Genomic DNA, 16,666 nt, shown 5'->3' with positions numbered 1-16,666 from the left:
TGCAGCGCTATTACCAGCGGTAGTGTGCGAAGGCCTTGTTCGACTCGGCCATCTTGTGCGTGTCTTCACGGCGTTTTACAGCCGCGCCGAGGCCGTTCGAGGCATCGAGGATCTCGTTCTGCAGGCGTTCCGTCATGGTCTTCTCGCGACGGGCCTTGGAGTAACCCACGAGCCAGCGGAGGGCGAGGGCGGTTGAACGCCCAGGCTTGACCTCGACGGGAACCTGGTAGGTAGCACCGCCGACGCGGCGTGAGCGAACCTCGAGGCTCGGCTTCACGTTGTCCATGGCCTTTTTGAGAGCTGCCACGGGATCGCCGCCGGACTTGGCGCGTGCACCTTCGAGGGCGCCGTAGACAATGCGCTCGGCGGTGGACTTCTTGCCGTCGACGAGTACCTTGTTGATCAGCTGCGTGACCAGGGGGGAACCGTATACGGGATCTAGTACGAGCGGCCGCTTCGGGGCCGGGCCCTTACGTGGCATATTACTTCTTCTCCATCTTTGCGCCGTAGCGGCTGCGAGCCTGCTTGCGGTTCTTGACGCCCTGCGTGTCGAGTGCGCCGCGGACGATCTTGTAGCGGACACCGGGGAGGTCCTTCACACGTCCGCCGCGCACCAGCACGATGGAGTGTTCCTGAAGGTTGTGACCTACACCGGGAATGTACGCAGTGACTTCGATGCCGCCGTTGAGGCGCACGCGGGCAACCTTACGGAGCGCCGAGTTCGGCTTCTTGGGCGTGGTGGTGTAGACGCGGGTGCAAACGCCGCGCTTCATCGGGCTGCCCTTCAGTGCGGGCGCCTTGGTCTTGGAGACCTTAGGTGACCGGCCCTTGCGGACCAGCTGGTTAATCGTAGGCACTTTCGTGTTCTCCGTAATGTCTCGAGAAGATTCTCTGTTTGCCCGATCCTGCGGCGGCCCGCCCCTTTCGGGCTGCGAACCACCCGGAGGCGGGAGCTATCAGTCGTTTGGCGCTTCACCTACCGAAACAAGCTGCCGCAAAACGACCGTAGGCGTGCGAAAATGTGGCATTCGTTGTACAAGATCCCTACAACACGGAGATACGTTTCGCAACGCCAATCCACTGCCACACAAACAATTGATGTCAAGTCTATCAGAGATTGACTCGCCGCCTGATCGAGGAGGCTCCCCCGCCGGGCTCTGCGGGGCCGCTGCCTCCCCCGCCGCCGCCGCCCCGGCGCTGCCTGGTGGGTTGCCGACGGCGCGGCACTCCCCCGCCGCTGCCTGCCCCGGCGCCGCCTCCGAGGCCGGCGGCGACGACGAGCGCATCGCTTTTCACGCCATTGGCGGTGAGGAGGGCGTGTCGTGTCGTGACACGCCGCTCACCAGAGCGTTGCTCCGCCAAAGGCGGCAATTCCAATGCACCAGGACGGCCTTGCTCCCGCGAAGGGAGGCTCCGCCGCGTCCGACAGATCCCGCACCCCGGTTCTCGCCGACCACCATCCTTGCGAACCCTGATTCTCACCGACCACGATTCTTGCGAACCCCGGTTCTTGCAGACCTCAGTGCCGGTGGACGATGGTTCTACGGGCCGCGGATCCTGCACACTCCGGCACTCGAGGACCCGCTGCCAGAAGGGCCGACCAAGCGTCCACGAGTGCACCGCTTTTCACGCCATTGGCCGCCGAGAGGGTGTGTCGGCCCGCGACACGCCGCTTGTTAGAGCGTTACCCCTTCAAAGGCGGCAGTTCCCCTGCGCCGAAATGGCCGAAGCCCCGCCAAGGGAGGCTCAGCCGCGTTCAATTGGAGCCAGACGCCGGTCTTCGCAGTCACTGAGCGCCAAAGGACCCCGGCGCTCAGTGTCCACAGCTCGCGAGGGCCCCGGCTCGCGAGGGCCCCGAACTCGAGAGCACCCCCGACGCAGAAGAGCCCCGGACCGATGAGGTCCGGGGCTCTTCTGTTCAGCTGATCCGCACTAGGAGGTCCTAGCGGAAGTCTCCGCCCATGTCGTAGTCATCCAGGGGGATGGCGTGGAACTCGGGGGCCATACCGCCCTCGACACCGGCGTAGTCGAAGTCGCTGAACGCGCTCGGCCCGGTGAAGAGGTTGGCCTTGGCTTCCTCGGTGGGCTCGACGGTGACCTTCGTGTAACGGTCCAGGCCGGTTCCGGCCGGGATCAGCTTACCGATGATCACGTTTTCCTTCAGGCCCAGCAGCGGATCGCTCTTGCCTTCCATGGCGGCCTGCGTGAGGACACGCGTGGTCTCCTGGAATGAGGCTGCGGACAGCCAGGACTCCGTGGCGAGCGACGCCTTGGTGATGCCCATGAGCTCGGGACGGCCTGAGGCCGGCTTCTTGCCCTCGGAAACCACGCGGCGGTTCTCGTCCTCGAAGCGCCGGCGCTCGGCCAGCTCTCCCGGAAGGAGTGTCGACTCGCCGGACTCGATCACCGTGACGCGGCGCAGCATCTGGCGGACGATGACCTCGACGTGCTTGTCGTGGATACCCACGCCCTGGCTGCGGTACACGCGCTGTACCTCGTCCACAAGGAACTTCTGGGCCTTGCGGGGGCCGAGGATACGCAGGATCTGCTTCGGGTCGACGGCACCGAAGACGAGCTGCTGCCCGACCTCGACGTGCTCGCCATCGGACACCAGCAGGCGTGCGCGGCGGAGTACCGGGTAGGCAATCTCCTCCGAGCCGTCGTCCGGGGTGACGACCAGGCGAAGCTGCTTCTCAGCGTCCTCGATGGTCACGCGCCCTGCAACCTCGGAGATCGGAGCGACACCCTTGGGGGTACGCGCTTCGAAGAGCTCCTGGATACGGGGCAGGCCCTGGGTGATGTCCTCGGCCGAGGCAACACCACCGGTGTGGAAGGTACGCATGGTCAGCTGGGTACCCGGCTCACCGATGGACTGCGCAGCGATGATGCCTACGGCCTCGCCGATGTCCACGGTCTTGCCGGTGGCCAGCGAACGGCCGTAGCAGAGGGCGCAGGTACCGACACTCGACTCACAGGTGAGCACGGAGCGGACCTTGATCTCGGTGACACCGGCGGCGAACAGTTCATCGATCAGCACATCCCCGACGTCGGAGCCGGCAGGAGCCAGCACCTCACCCTTGGAATCGACGACATCGGTCGCCAGCGTACGTGCGTACGCCGCGTTCTCGACCTGCTCGTCCAGCACCAGTTCGCCGTTGGCGTCCGGTACGGCAATGGTGACCTTCAGCCCGCGCTCGGTGCCGCAGTCGTCCTCGCGGACGATGACGTCCTGGGACACGTCCACGAGGCGGCGGGTCAGGTAACCCGAGTTCGCCGTACGCAGCGCGGTGTCGGCCAGGCCCTTTCGGGCGCCGTGTGTTGCGATGAAGTACTCAAGGACCGACAGGCCTTCACGGTAGGAGGACTTGATCGGACGAGGAATGATCTCACCCTTGGGGTTCGCCACCAGACCACGGATACCGGCGATCTGGCGCACCTGCAGCCAGTTACCACGTGCACCTGAGGACACCATGCGGTTGATGGTGTTGTCCTTCGGCATGGCGGCGCGCATCGAGGCGGCCACCTCGTTGGTTGCCTTGTTCCAGATGTCGATGAGCTCCTGGCGGCGCTCGTCGTCGGCGATCAGGCCCTTGTCGAACTGCGACTGCACCTTGGCGGCCTGCGTCTCGTAGCCCTCCATGATGCCGGCCTTGTTGATCGGGGCCGAGATGTCGGAGATGGCGACGGTGACGCCCGAGCGGGTTGCCCAGTAGAAACCGGAATCCTTCAGGTTGTCCAGGGTCGCGGCGGTGATGACCTTGGGGTAGCGCTCGGCGAGATCGTTGACGATCGTGGAGAGCTGGCCCTTGTCAGCCACCTTCTCGACCCAGGGGTAATCGTCGGGAAGCGTCTCGTTGAACAGCACCTGTCCGAGCGAGGTCTCGATGAGCGCAGGCGTACCCGGCTCCCAGCCCTCGGGGGCTGCTACGTCACTGCTGGGGACGAAGTTGTCGACGCGCATCCGGACCACCGAGTTCAGGTGGAGCGAACCCATGTCGAATGCCATGATCGCCTCGGCGACATTGGTGAAGACGCGGCCCTCGCCGGCACTTCCCTCACGCTTGGTGGTGAGGTGGTGCAGGCCGATGATCATGTCCTGGGACGGAAGGGTCACAGGACGGCCGTCGGACGGCTTCAGGATGTTGTTCGAGGAGAGCATCAGAATGCGCGCCTCCGCCTGGGCCTCGGGGCTCAGCGGAAGGTGCACTGCCATCTGGTCGCCGTCGAAGTCGGCGTTGAATGCACCACAGACCAGCGGGTGGAGCTGAAGGGCCTTGCCTTCGACCAGCTGCGGTTCGAACGCCTGGATGCCGAGACGGTGCAGGGTGGGTGCACGGTTCAGCAGCACGGGGTGCTCGGTGATGATCTCTTCGAGGACGTCCCAGACCTGGGGGCGGTAACGCTCGACCATGCGCTTGGCGCTCTTGATGTTCTGCGCGTGGTTGAGGTCGACCAGACGCTTCATCACGAAGGGCTTGAAGAGCTCCAGCGCCATCTGCTTGGGCAGACCGCACTGGTGCAGCTTCAGCTGCGGACCGACGACGATGACCGAACGGCCCGAGTAGTCGACTCGCTTGCCCAGGAGGTTTTGGCGGAAGCGGCCCTGCTTGCCCTTCAGCATGTCGGAGAGCGACTTCAACGGACGGTTGCCCGGCCCGGTGACGGGACGGCCGCGACGGCCGTTGTCGAACAGGGAGTCGACGGCTTCCTGGAGCATGCGCTTCTCGTTGTTCACGATGATCTCGGGGGCACCGAGATCCAGCAGTCGCTTCAGGCGGTTGTTGCGGTTGATGACGCGACGGTACAGGTCGTTGAGGTCCGACGTCGCGAAGCGGCCGCCGTCGAGCTGGACCATCGGGCGCAGTTCCGGTGGGATGACCGGTACGGCGTCGAGCACCATGCCCAAAGGGCTGTTGGTGGTGGTCAGGAACGCGTTGACGACCTTGAGGCGCTTCAGGGCACGCGTCTTGCGCTGGCCCTTACCGTTCTGGATGATGTCGCGGAGCATCTCGGCCTCTGCCGGCATGTCGAAGTTCTCGAGACGCTTCTTGATGGCTTCGGCGCCCATTGAGCCTTCGAAGTACAGGCCGTAGCGGTCGCGCAGTTCACGGTAGAGGCCTTCGTCGCCCTCGAGGTCTGCAACCTTGAGGGTCTTGAAGCGTTCCCATACCTGGACGAGACGCTCGATGTCGGCGTCGGCACGCTTGCGGACGTTCGCCATCTGGCGATCGGCGGAGTCGCGGGCCTTCTTCTTCTCGGCAGCCTTCGCGCCTTCACCCTCGAGGCGGGCGAGCTCGTCCTCGAGGTCCTTGGCGATCGTGGCGATGTCGGAGTCGCGCTGGTCGATCATCTGCTTCTTCTCGAGGTCGTGCTCGGCCTGGAGGTTCGGCAGTTCGGCGTGACGGTTCTCTTCGTCGACCGAGGTGATCATGTAGGCGGCGAAGTAGATGACCTTCTCGAGGTCCTTCGGGGCCAGGTCGAGCAGGTAGCCGAGGCGTGAGGGAACGCCCTTGAAGTACCAGATGTGCGTGACGGGAGCGGCGAGCTCGATGTGCCCCATACGCTCACGGCGCACCTTGGCACGGGTGACCTCGACGCCGCAGCGCTCACAGATGATGCCCTTGAAGCGTACGCGCTTGTACTTGCCGCAGTAGCACTCCCAGTCCCGTGAGGGGCCGAAGATCTTCTCGCAGAAGAGGCCGTCCTTCTCGGGCTTGAGCGTGCGGTAGTTGATGGTTTCCGGCTTCTTGACCTCGCCGTAAGACCAGCCGCGGATTTCATCCGCGGTGGCAAGGCCGATTCGCATGAGGCCGAAGGAGGATTCGCTGGACATATGGTCCCTGTTCTCTCTTTGTTCTCTAAATTCTTGAAGTCTTATGGGGTGCGGTGGGCAGTCAGGCCCGCACCGGTTCAGGGAGGTGCCCGGAGGAAGGCGGCTTTAATATTTCAAGGCCGCCCGCGGCCGAAGGAATTTCGTTGCCGCCGTTCCGGGCACCGGACTGAACCGGTACGTGATGCCTAGACTTCCTCGACAGAACTCGGCTCGGCCCGCGAGAGGTCGATGCCCAGTTCTTCCGCGGCCCGGAAGACTTCTTCATCCGAGTCACGCATTTCGATCGTCGTACCGTCGGTGGAAAGGACTTCCACGTTCAGGCAGAGCGACTGCATTTCCTTGATGAGCACCTTGAAGGACTCGGGAACACCCGGCTCGGGGATGTTCTCGCCCTTGACGATGGCCTCGTAGACCTTCACGCGTCCATGGATGTCATCGGACTTGATGGTGAGCAGTTCCTGGAGCGTGTACGCCGCGCCGTAGGCTTCGAGCGCCCATACTTCCATCTCACCGAAGCGCTGTCCGCCGAACTGTGCCTTACCACCCAGCGGCTGCTGCGTGATCATCGAGTACGGTCCGGTGGAGCGGGCGTGGATCTTGTCGTCCACCAGGTGGTGGAGCTTCAGGATGTACATGTACCCGACCGAGATGGGGTCCGGGAACGGCTCGCCGGAGCGGCCGTCGAACAGGCGCGCCTTGCCGGATTCGCCGATCAGGCGGTCGCCGTCGCGGGTCACGTTGGTCGAGTTCAGCAGACCGACGATCTCATCCTCGGTGGCGCCGTCGAACACGGGGGTCGAGACCGTGGTCGTCGTGACCTCGCGGGGCAGGTTCGGGAGGTTCTTCATCCACTCGGGATCCCCCTCGATCTTCCAGCCCTGCTTGGCAGCCCAGCCGAGGTGGATTTCGAGGACCTGCCCGACGTTCATGCGTCCCGGGACACCCAGTGGGTTGAGGACGATGTCGACCGGGGTTCCGTCTTCCATGAACGGCATGTCCTCGATCGGCAGGATCTTGGAGATGACACCCTTGTTGCCGTGGCGGCCGGCCAGTTTGTCGCCGTCGGTGATCTTGCGCTTCTGCGCGACATACACACGGACCAGCTGGTTGACGCCGGGGGGAAGCTCGTCGTCGTTGTCGCGGTCGAAGATCCGGACGCCGATGACGGTACCCGATTCGCCGTGGGGAACCTTCAGTGAGGTGTCGCGGACCTCGCGGCTCTTCTCACCGAAGATGGCGCGGAGCAGGCGCTCCTCCGGAGTGAGCTCTGTTTCACCCTTGGGGGTGACGCGGCCCACGAGGATATCCCCGGCCTCGACCTCGGCGCCGATGTGGATGATGCCGCGCTCGTCGAGCGCACCCAGCACCTCTTCGGAGACGTTCGGGATGTCGCGGGTGATCTCCTCGGCACCGAGCTTGGTGTCGCGGGCATCGACCTCGTGCTCCTCGATGTGGATCGAGGTCAGGACATCGTCGGAGACGATGCGCTGCGAGAGGATGATCGCGTCCTCGAAGTTGTGACCCTCCCAGGACATGAACGCCACGAGCATGTTCTTGCCCAGAGCCAGCTCGCCCTGATCGGTGGACGGGCCGTCGGCGATGATCGTGTTGTACTCGACGCGATCGCCCTCGGCGACCAGCACGCGCTGGTTGTACGCGTTGCCCTGGTTCGATCGGGCGAACTTCATGATGGGGTAGTTCGTCTCGGTGCCGTCGTCGTTGAGGATCGCCACCAGATCGGCGGAGACCTCCTTGACCACTCCGGCCTTCGTCGCCGTGACTGCGTCTCCGGCGTCGACTGCCGCGTTCTTCTCCATGCCGGTACCCACGAGCGGACGCTCGGAGCGCAGCAGTGGAACAGCCTGACGCTGCATGTTCGCACCCATGAGGGCGCGGTTGGCGTCGTCGTGCTCCAGGAACGGAATCAGGGCCGTCGCGACCGACACCATCTGGCGCGGGGAGACGTCCATGTACTCGACCTCGGTGGGTGTGACGAGCACGGGCTCACCGGAACCACCACGGGTACGCACGAGGACCATGTCCTCGACGAACGTGTTGTCGGCTGCCAGCGGGGCGTTGGCCTGGGCGATCAGGCGCTCCACCTCGTCGTCGGCGGTCAGGTAGTCGATCTGCTCGGTGACGAGGCCGTCGACGACCTTGCGGTACGGGGTTTCGATGAACCCGAACGCGTTGATGCGGCCATAGGACGCCAGCGAACCGATGAGACCGATGTTCGGGCCTTCAGGGGTTTCGATGGGGCACATGCGGCCGTAGTGCGACGGGTGGACGTCACGGACTTCCATGCCTGCGCGGTCACGGGAGAGTCCACCCGGGCCCAGCGCGGAAAGGCGGCGCTTGTGCGTCAGTCCGGCGAGCGGGTTGTTCTGGTCCATGAACTGCGACAACTGGGAGGTTCCGAAGAACTCCTTGATCGCGGCGACCACGGGGCGGATGTTGATCAGCGTCTGTGGAGTGATCGCCTCGACATCCTGCGTGGTCATGCGCTCGCGCACAACGCGCTCCATGCGGGACAGGCCCGTGCGGACCTGGTTCTCGATGAGCTCGCCGACGGCGCGGATGCGACGGTTGCCGAAGTGGTCGATGTCGTCGACCTCGACGCGCAGTTCGACGTCGCCGCCGTCGCGCTTGCCGCCGAGGGTCTTCTCACCGGCGTGCAGCGCGACGAGGAACTTGATCATCGCGACGATGTCGTCGATGTTCAGGACCGACGCATCGGAGTCCGTGAGGTTCTTGTCGATGCCCAGCTTGCGGTTGATCTTGTAGCGGCCGACCTTCGCGAGGTCGTAGCGCTTCGAGTTGAAGTACAGGTTGTCGAGCAGCGTCTGGGCTGCCTCGACCGTGGGCGGCTCTCCCGGACGGAGCTTGCGGTAGATGTCGAGCAGGGCGTCCTCACGGGTTTCCGTGGCGTCCTTCTCCATCGTGGCGCGGATCGAATCGTACTGGCCGAACTCTTCGAGGATCTGGCCTTCGGTCCAGCCGAGGGCCTTCAGGAGGACGGTGACCGACTGCTTGCGCTTGCGGTCGAGGCGGACGCCGACCTGGTCGCGCTTGTCGATCTCGAGCTCGAACCAGGCACCGCGTGAAGGGATGATCTTCGCGCTGAAGATGTCCTTGTCGCTGGTCTTGTCGGCGGTGCGCTCGAAGTAGGCTCCCGGCGAACGAACCAGCTGGGAGACGACGACACGCTCGGTGCCGTTGATGACGAAGGTTCCCTTGTCGGTCATCAGGGGGAAGTCGCCCATGAACACGGTCTGCTGCTTGATCTCGCCCGTGTTGTTGTTCATGAACTCGGCCTTGACGTACAGCGGAGCCGAGTAGGTCGCGTCGCGATCCTTGCACTCGGCCATGGTGTACTTCGGGTCGGCGAACTCCGGCTCGGAGAAGCTCAGGGACATGGTGCCCTGGAAGTCCTCGATGGGGGAGATTTCTTCGAAGATGTCAGCCAGACCGGAGCTGGTGGCTACACCCTGCAGTCCCTTCTCCAGCGCTTCCTCAACGCGGGCCTTCCAGCGCTCGTTGCCGACGAGCCAGTCGAAGCTGTCCGTCTGGAGGGCGAGAAGATTGGGAACATCAAGCGGTTCGTGAATCTTTGCGAATGAGAGCCGGGGTGCGGCGCCGTCGGCGTCGACCTGGCTGGTAGCGGTTGCATTATTAGAGGTGCTCGGGGCGACCAAGAGGGATCCTTCCACAGACCGTCAGGCTTGTCAGCGCTCCGCACTCAGCACCGCCACCGCAGGTACGTGCGGGGATCTTAGTGCTAACCTGTGTCCAGTCCCGCCATCGAGAACCGAATGGCCCGTTAAACGACGAGAGCAGAACAAAGCCCACCGCTATATGAAGGCTGAGGTTTAGAGGGAAGACGCAAATCACTACATTACGGTACGGCTACCGCAATGTCCAATGCCGCGTCAACCCCACCGACCTCAACTCCGCCCGACCCGCGGCTCCTTCAATGGCCCGGTGCTGGTGTCGCCCCGTAGCCGTTTGATGATCAGCTCGGCGCTGATGAGGCACATGGGGATGCCGATGCCGGGGACGGTCGAGCTTCCCGCGTAGTAGAGCCCCTCGACCCTCGCGCTCCGGTTCGACCCGCGGAAGAAGGCGCTCTGCTTCAGGATGTGCGCCGGTCCCAGCGAGGTTCCCCGCCAGGCGTTGAGGTCGTCCGCGAAGTCCTGTGGTCCATAGCTGCGCCGCACGACGATCCGCTCGGCGAGGTCCGGGATACCGGCCCAGCCGGCGATCTGCGCGATGACCTCGTCGGCCAGGTCCTCGACGCGCGCGTCTCCCCCGCCTTCGAGGCCGCCCTTGCCGATGGAGACGTCGGCCGGGATGGGGACGAGGACGAAGACGTTCTCGGAGCCCTCCGGCGCCACCGACGCATCCGTTGCGCTCGGCCTGCAGACGTAGAGCGACGCCGGGGACGGAATGGACGTTTCCGCCCCGAAGATGCGGCCGAAGTTGTCCCGCCAGTCGCTGGTGAAGAGGAGGGTGTGGTGTTCGAGCTGCGGCAGTCCGCCCTTCACTCCCAGGTAGAGCAGCAGCGCGCTGGGGCCGGGCACCCGCTTCTGCCAGTACTTTTCGGGGTACGTCTGCTGCGCGGGCGGAAGCAGTGTCGTCTCGGTGTGGTGCAGGTCAGCCGCCGACACCACCACGTCGGCGTCCACAGTGTGGACTCCCTCCCCCGTCCGGTAGGTCACGCCCCGCACCTGCGCCGAGCGGCGGGACGGCGCCCACCCGGTACGCCGCACCGGAGCGGCGTCGATCGATACGACGTCGGCGCCGGTGCGGATGTCGACGCCCGCTCCCTCGGCGACCGTTCTCATCGCCTCGATCAGGGTGGTCAAACCGCCCATCGGGTAGAGCACGCCGTCGTCGAGGTCGAGGTGGCTCATCAGGTGGTACATGCTGGGGGCCTCGAACGGGGAGCTGCCGAGGAACACCGCCGGATAACCGAGGATCTGCTGAAGCCGGGGGTCCTTGAACCGCTTCGCCACGAACCCGTGCAGCGGCTGGAGCAGCAACCGGGCGATGCGGGGCAGCCGCGACAGGACGTCCGGCCGGAGGAACGGCAAGAAGGACTCGAAGGTGGAGTAGAGGAAGCGTTTCTTCGCCATCGAGTAGGCGTCCTCGGCCGAGTCGAGGTAGTCGGACAGCGCCTTCCCCGCACCGGCTTCCATCGATTCGAAAAGCTTGGTGACGGCCTCGCGCTCGGCGGGAACGTCGACGGTGTCGAGGCCCTGCTCGAAGATGACCCGGTACCCCGGGTCCAGCTTGACGAGGTCCAGCTGCTCTCCCGCGCTGGTGCCCAGGAGCCGGAAGAAATGATCGATCACCTCGGGCATCAGGTACCAGGACGGGCCGGTGTCGAAGCGGAAGCCGTCCTGCTCCCACGACCCTGCGCGGCCGCCCACCTGCTCCCGCCTCTCCAGCAATGTGACGGTGTGGCCTTCGGCTGCCAGCAGGGCGGCCGACGCCAGCCCGCCGATTCCACCGCCGACGACGACGACGCGCCTGCCTGCCACGCGAGGTCCGGTGCTGCCCTGCTGCTGAGTCATGATGCCTCTTCCTGCACGGCCGGGTCCGGGACCGCGCTTCCGGTGAGAGCCCGCGCCAGGATGCGCAGCTTGACGGGATTGGGCACGCGGATCCGCGCGCGCAGCAGCTTTTCGGCCGGGGTCTCCCGCAGCCGTGCGGCAAGTTCGGTGAACAGGCCCTGCGCGAGGGCGACGGCGCGCAGGGGGGAAGCGGGCAGACCGGGAAGGGCCGCCGCGGAGATGCGGAGGTCCTCGTCGATGTCGTCGAGCAACCGGTGCTTGTCAGCCTCGTTGAAGTGTCCCGGCCGAATTCCCGGGAAGTAGCTGCGGCCCAGTGCGGAGAAGTCCTCGGCCAGATCCCTGAGGAAATTGATCTTCTGGAACGCGGCGCCGAGGTGCCTCGCTCCGTCCACCAGTACCCGCTCCTCCTCGGGCGGGACCGTCCGGCCGACCAGGAAGGCCTTCAGGCACATGAGACCCACGACTTCGGCCGATCCGTAGACGTACCGGTCGAAGGATTCCTGCGTGTGCTCGGTCTGCGTGATATCGGCGCGCATCGATGCGAAGAACGGCCGGGTGAGGGTGGCATCGATGCCACTCTTCCGGGCCGCGACGGCGAAGGCGTGGACCACGAGGTTGGCGCTGTAGCCGGTTTCCATCGCCGCCTCTGTCTCACGCTCGAGGGCGTCGAGGAGCGCCTGGACCGCGACGGGGTCCAGGCCGGCGCCGGCGGCCGCGCCGTCGACGATCTCGTCCGCCACCCGGACCAGCGCGTAGACGGCTTCGATGGAGCCGCGTGTCCCGCGCTCGAGCAGCTTCGAGGCGAGGCCGAAGGACGTGGAGTAGCACCGGATGACCTCCCCCGAGGTCCTCAGGGCTGCGGCGTTGTAGCGTGCAAGCGAATCCTCGACGCCCATGTCAGCGGACCCGGTTGACGACGGCGCTGACAACTGGTTCGAGCGCTGAGCGGAGCGCCGGCGGGACGCCATCCGTTTCGAGGTGCCTGCGGGCCCGCCCGGCGTAATCTTCGGCGAGTCCCACCGAGTAGTCCCGGGCTCCGGAGTCGACGAGCACCCTGCGGACGAATTCGGCGTCGGACGCCGACATCCGCGGGGACCCGATCAATGAGGAGATGCTGTCCCATTCCGGACGGGCAGCGACGAAGGAAAGCAGTGCCGTGCGCTTGCCCTCGCGGAGGTCGCCCCAGTTCGTCTTGCCCGTTCGGGTCTCGTTGCCGAACACTCCGAGGAGGTCATCGGCGATCTGGTAGGCGATGCCCGCGTCCCGCCCGAAGTCCCCCAGCCTTGCGATGACGTCCTCCCCCGCTCCCGCGAGCACGGCACCGGCCTGCAGCGGGCCCTCGAAGGAGTAGACCGAGGTTTTGAGCCGCGCCATCCGTACGATGTCCTCGAGCGGCGGAACTGTGGAACTGAGCGCCGTCTCTATGTCGAGGAACTCACCTGCGGCGGAGGCGAAGACGGCTTCGTCAAGGATCTCGTTGAGCCTCCGCCGGGTGCCGGTGTCGGCCACGACCCAGTCCAGCAGCCGGTAGGCGTTGGACAGGGCAAGGTCTCCGGCGATGACGCCGGCGGAAAAGCCTATGTGCTCCGCCGTCGCAGCCGGCGCACCGGCAGCCTCCGCGACGCTGCGGTAGCGGCCGGAGACGTTCGGGATGCCGCGGCGGACGAAGTCGCGGTCGATGACGTCGTCGTGCACGATCAGTGCGGTGTGGAGCAGCTCGAACGCCGCGCCCACCACGGCGGCGTTGCCGTCGTCGAGCCCGCCGAGCATCCGGTAGGCGGACATCACCATGCGCGGCCGGAACCGTTTGCCGCCGGCCGTGCATCCTTCGAGGGTCTCCCAGAGCCCGAGGTAACCGGGGCCGATCTTCGCAGCCCGCACTTTAGACTCATCGAAGAAGCGCCGGAGCACGCTTTCAACCTGCTCGAGCCCTCCGGGCTCAACCAGCAGGCTGTCCATGTCCATAGGTAAAGTAAACACGGACAGAACGCCGCTGACGAAACGAGCCTCCGCCGGGAAGTCCGGGTGAGGCGCGGTCCGGGTTCGCGGATGCGGCAGGAAAAGTGGAAGAAGGCAGCATGGCACGGCTTTCAGGCGGTAGCGGACCGGAGACGGAGTCGGTGGAATTGGTGGTGTTGCTGGCCGAGGACGGCAGCCCCACCGGAACGCAGGAGAAGGCGACGGTCCATTCCGACTCCACGCCGCTCCACCTCGCTTTCTCGACCCACGTGTACAACGGGGAGGGGCAGATCCTCGTCACGCGTCGGGCGATGTCCAAACGGGCCTGGCCCGGTGTCTGGACGAATTCCTTCTGCGGCCATCCCGGCCCGGGCGAGAGTACGGAGCAGGCCATCGTCCGACGCGCCTCCCAGGAGCTGGGCATGAGCGTCGCGGACATCACGCCCGCCCTGCCCGACTTCCGCTACCGCGCCACCGACGCGTCGGGCATCGTGGAGAACGAGGTGTGCCCGGTCTTCACTGCAGTCATCGACGGCGACCTGGCTCCCTCGCCCGATGAGGTCATGGACTGGAAATGGGTGGAACCGGCGCAGCTGGTGTCCGCCGTCACCGCCGCGCCCTGGGCCTTCAGCCCCTGGCTGACGCTGCAGCTGCCGCTCCTCTATCCCTCGGGGCCCGCGCCTGCCGGACAGAATTTCGGTTAGCAGACATTAGCTGGAACGTCGGTAACCCGCTAGCCTTGAAGAGGTCAGTTTTCGAAGACGAAAGTGAGCACTGCAGCCCATGGCAACTCCAACACCCACTCCCCAGGACGTCGTCATCGTGGGCGGTGCCCGCACACCGACGGGCCGGCTCAATGGCCAGCTCTCCCCCTTCACCGCCGTTGAACTCGGCGCCTTCGCCATCACCGGCGCCCTGGCACATGCCGGCGTAGCCGCAGCCGACGTCGACGCCGTCATCCTGGGACACGTGGTGCAGGCCGGCTGCGGCCAGAATCCCGCGCGACAGACGTCGATCAAGGCCGGAATCGGCTGGGACGTACCGACCGTGACCATCAACAAGGTGTGCCTTTCCGGCCTCACTGCCGTGATCGACGCCGCACGACTGATCCGCAGCGGCGAGGCGACCATGGTGGTCGCAGGCGGCCAGGAATCCATGACGCGCGGCCCTCACCTTCTCCCGGGCTCACGCCAGGGCTGGAACTACGGCAACATCCAGGCGCTCGACTCCGTAGCGAACGACGGGCTGACGGACGCCTTCGACAACGAGTCGATGGGCGCTTCCACCGAACGCGGCAACACGGTCCTCGGAATCGAACGCACCGCACAGGACAACGTGGCTGCGATCTCGCACCAGCGCGCAGCCGCAGCAACGGAGGCAGGGGTGTTCGCCGACGAAATCGTTCCCGTCTCGGTACCCCAGCGCAAGGGCGAGGATCTTGTCCTGACCACGGATGAAGGTATTCGGCCCACCACGACGACGGCGACGCTCGCCGGTCTGCGTCCGGCGTTCGATCGGGAAGGCACGATCACCGCAGGCAATTCCTCACCCCTGTCCGACGGTGCCGCAGCGGTGATCGTGACCACGCGGCAGAAGGCCGAGGAAGCCGGGCTCTCGGTGATGGCGGTCGTCGGCGCGCCGGGCCAGGTCGCCGGCCCCGACAACAGCCTGCACTCCCAGCCGTCGCACGCTATCGCGCAGGCGCTGCAGCGGGCCCAGTGGTCGACGTCGGACCTCGACTTCATCGAGATCAATGAGGCGTTCGGATCGGTCGCCTGCCAGTCCCTCAAGGACCTCGACTACCCGCTGGAGAAGTGCAACATCCACGGCGGGGCGATCGCCCTCGGCCATCCGATCGGGGCCTCAGGGGCGCGGCTTGCCCTGCATGCTGCTTTCGAGCTCAGTAGGCGCGGCAGCGGTAAGGCAGCCGTTTCACTCTGCGGCGGTGGCGGCCAGGGCGAGGCGCTGCTGCTCTGGCTCGAGAAGTAGCCAGGACGCTTCCCGGCTGACGCGTAGCGTTCTGTCCGGCTTTGGTCGACGCTGAGGATCGCCATGCATCACGCTGGTCGACCGCGTCCCTGATGGGACGAACCGGACAGGACGCCGCGTTTTCCACGGGGGCGACCGGCCGAACTGGCACTGGACGCAGAAACGGCCCTGACTCTTCGGAGTCAGGGCCGTTCCTGTGTCGAGGCAGCCAGGCCGCCCAAACGGACTACTTGAGTGAAACGGTGGCGCCGGCAGCTTCGAGAGCTTCCTTTGCCTTCTCCGCAGCTTCCTTGGTTGCGCCTTCGAGGACAGCCTTGGGAGCGCTGTCGACGACGTCCTTGGCTTCCTTGAGACCCAGCGAGGTCAGGGCGCGAACTTCCTTGATCACTGCGATCTTCTTGTCGCCGGCAGCCTCGAGGACTACGTCGAAGGAATTCTTCTCCTCTTCGACCTCGGCACCTGCGCCGCCACCGGCGGGGCCTGCAACTGCAACGGCTGCTGTGACATCGAAGGTCTCTTCGAACAGCTTGACGAAGTCCGAGAGCTCAATGATGGACAGTTCCTTGAAGGCTGCGATGAGCTCTTCGTTGGTGAGCTTGGCCATGGCTAAGCATCCTTTCTTTGGTGGTGCACTGCACCGGAGTGTGATGGGTGAAGAGAACTACTTCTCTTCGGGTGCTGCGGCTTCCTCAACGGGCGCCTCTGCGGGTGCAGCGGCCTCCTCAGCGGCAACGGGAGCACCGGCGTCTTCAGCTGGTGCAGCACTGCCCTCTTCGAGCTTGATGCGCAGGGCGTCAACCGTGCGGGCAAGGGCGGCCATTGGTGCCTTCAGCACACCGGCAACCCTGGCGAGCTGGAGCTCACGCGACTCGAGGGCTGCCAGTGCGGCAACCTCGGAAGCGTCGAGTGGCTTGCCCTCGAAGATTCCAGTTTTGATGACGAGCTTGGGGTTGGCTTTCGCGAAATCCGTCAGGCTCTTCGCTGCAGCGATTGCGTCGCCCTTGATGAAAGCGATTGCGGTGGGTCCGGCGAGCTGGCCTTCGAACGCGTCGATGCCGGCTTCCTTGGCCGCAATGCCTGTCAGGGTGTTCTTGACGACGGCAAACTTGGTTTCCCCACCGAGTGAACGGCGGAGATCCTTGAGTTGTGCAACTGTGAGCCCACGGTATTCGGTCAGGACAGCAGCCGTGGACTCCTTGAAATCATTCGTCAGTTCCTCCACCGCAGTTACCTTTGTTGGCGTTGCCATAACCCTCCTTCCGGGGAATATTGGCCGGTTTTACAGCCCAATAAAAAACGCCCCGCGCAG

The 16,666-nt window shown here is 65.2% G+C and carries 12 protein-coding genes; 2 read left to right on the top strand and 10 right to left on the bottom strand.

The features are described from left to right. Positions 1-10: 10 nt before the first annotated feature. From rpsG to IWX75_RS03855, 8 genes are all read right to left on the bottom strand, one after another. The gene (gene rpsG / locus IWX75_RS03890) at positions 11-481 is read right to left on the bottom strand and encodes a 30S ribosomal protein S7 (protein WP_026531948.1); all 471 of its coding nucleotides are present in this window, start codon (positions 479-481) and stop codon (positions 11-13) included. A gap of 1 nt (position 482) precedes the next feature. Next, positions 483-857: a 30S ribosomal protein S12 gene (rpsL, locus tag IWX75_RS03885; RefSeq protein WP_026545668.1), complete on the bottom strand. Its 375-nt coding sequence runs from the start codon at positions 855-857 to the stop codon at positions 483-485. A gap of 253 nt (positions 858-1,110) precedes the next feature. Next, positions 1,111-1,362, bottom strand: coding sequence for a hypothetical protein (locus tag IWX75_RS03880; protein WP_196820957.1), 252 nt, complete (start codon positions 1,360-1,362; stop codon positions 1,111-1,113). A gap of 580 nt (positions 1,363-1,942) precedes the next feature. Continuing rightward, on the bottom strand, positions 1,943-5,833 hold the full coding sequence (locus tag IWX75_RS03875) for a DNA-directed RNA polymerase subunit beta' (RefSeq protein WP_196820956.1): 3,891 nt from the start codon (positions 5,831-5,833) through the stop codon (positions 1,943-1,945). A gap of 185 nt (positions 5,834-6,018) precedes the next feature. Further along, positions 6,019-9,528, bottom strand: coding sequence for a DNA-directed RNA polymerase subunit beta (gene rpoB, locus IWX75_RS03870; RefSeq protein ID WP_196820955.1), 3,510 nt, complete (start codon positions 9,526-9,528; stop codon positions 6,019-6,021). A gap of 249 nt (positions 9,529-9,777) precedes the next feature. Continuing rightward, positions 9,778-11,409: a phytoene desaturase family protein gene (gene crtI / locus IWX75_RS03865; RefSeq protein ID WP_196820954.1), complete on the bottom strand. Its 1,632-nt coding sequence runs from the start codon at positions 11,407-11,409 to the stop codon at positions 9,778-9,780. After that, positions 11,406-12,305: a phytoene/squalene synthase family protein gene (locus IWX75_RS03860; RefSeq protein WP_196820953.1), complete on the bottom strand. Its 900-nt coding sequence runs from the start codon at positions 12,303-12,305 to the stop codon at positions 11,406-11,408. The genes crtI and IWX75_RS03860 overlap by 4 nt, the downstream gene beginning before the upstream one ends. Before the next feature lies 1 nt (position 12,306). After that, positions 12,307-13,374, bottom strand: a complete 1,068-nt coding sequence (locus IWX75_RS03855; RefSeq protein ID WP_196821353.1) for a polyprenyl synthetase family protein — start codon at positions 13,372-13,374, stop codon at positions 12,307-12,309. A gap of 113 nt (positions 13,375-13,487) precedes the next feature. On the opposite strand from IWX75_RS03855, the gene idi reads away from it, so the two are divergent. Continuing rightward, positions 13,488-14,072 carry an isopentenyl-diphosphate Delta-isomerase gene (gene idi, locus IWX75_RS03850; protein WP_196820952.1) on the top strand — a complete coding sequence of 195 codons (585 nt, stop codon included), beginning with the start codon at positions 13,488-13,490 and terminating at the stop codon, positions 14,070-14,072. 79 nt (positions 14,073-14,151) lie between these two features. Then, complete coding sequence (locus IWX75_RS03845; protein WP_196820951.1) at positions 14,152-15,357, top strand: acetyl-CoA C-acetyltransferase; 1,206 nt, start codon at positions 14,152-14,154, stop codon at positions 15,355-15,357. 226 nt (positions 15,358-15,583) lie between these two features. Here the strand turns inward: IWX75_RS03845 and rplL are convergent, their stop codons facing one another. Both rplL and rplJ read right to left on the bottom strand, forming a co-directional pair. After that, complete coding sequence (gene rplL / locus IWX75_RS03840; RefSeq protein ID WP_196820950.1) at positions 15,584-15,961, bottom strand: 50S ribosomal protein L7/L12; 378 nt, start codon at positions 15,959-15,961, stop codon at positions 15,584-15,586. A 57-nt stretch (positions 15,962-16,018) separates the two neighbouring features. Continuing rightward, complete coding sequence (gene rplJ / locus IWX75_RS03835; RefSeq protein ID WP_196820949.1) at positions 16,019-16,606, bottom strand: 50S ribosomal protein L10; 588 nt, start codon at positions 16,604-16,606, stop codon at positions 16,019-16,021. Positions 16,607-16,666: the final 60 nt, after the last annotated feature.

Origin of the sequence: Arthrobacter sp. CAN_A6 (assembly GCF_015751715.1) — a bacterium.
In the GTDB taxonomy this organism is placed as follows: Bacteria; Actinomycetota; Actinomycetes; order Actinomycetales; family Micrococcaceae; genus Arthrobacter_D.
The sequence above is the reverse complement of the archived record's forward strand: the minus strand, read 5'-3'. Positions and strand labels throughout refer to the sequence as shown.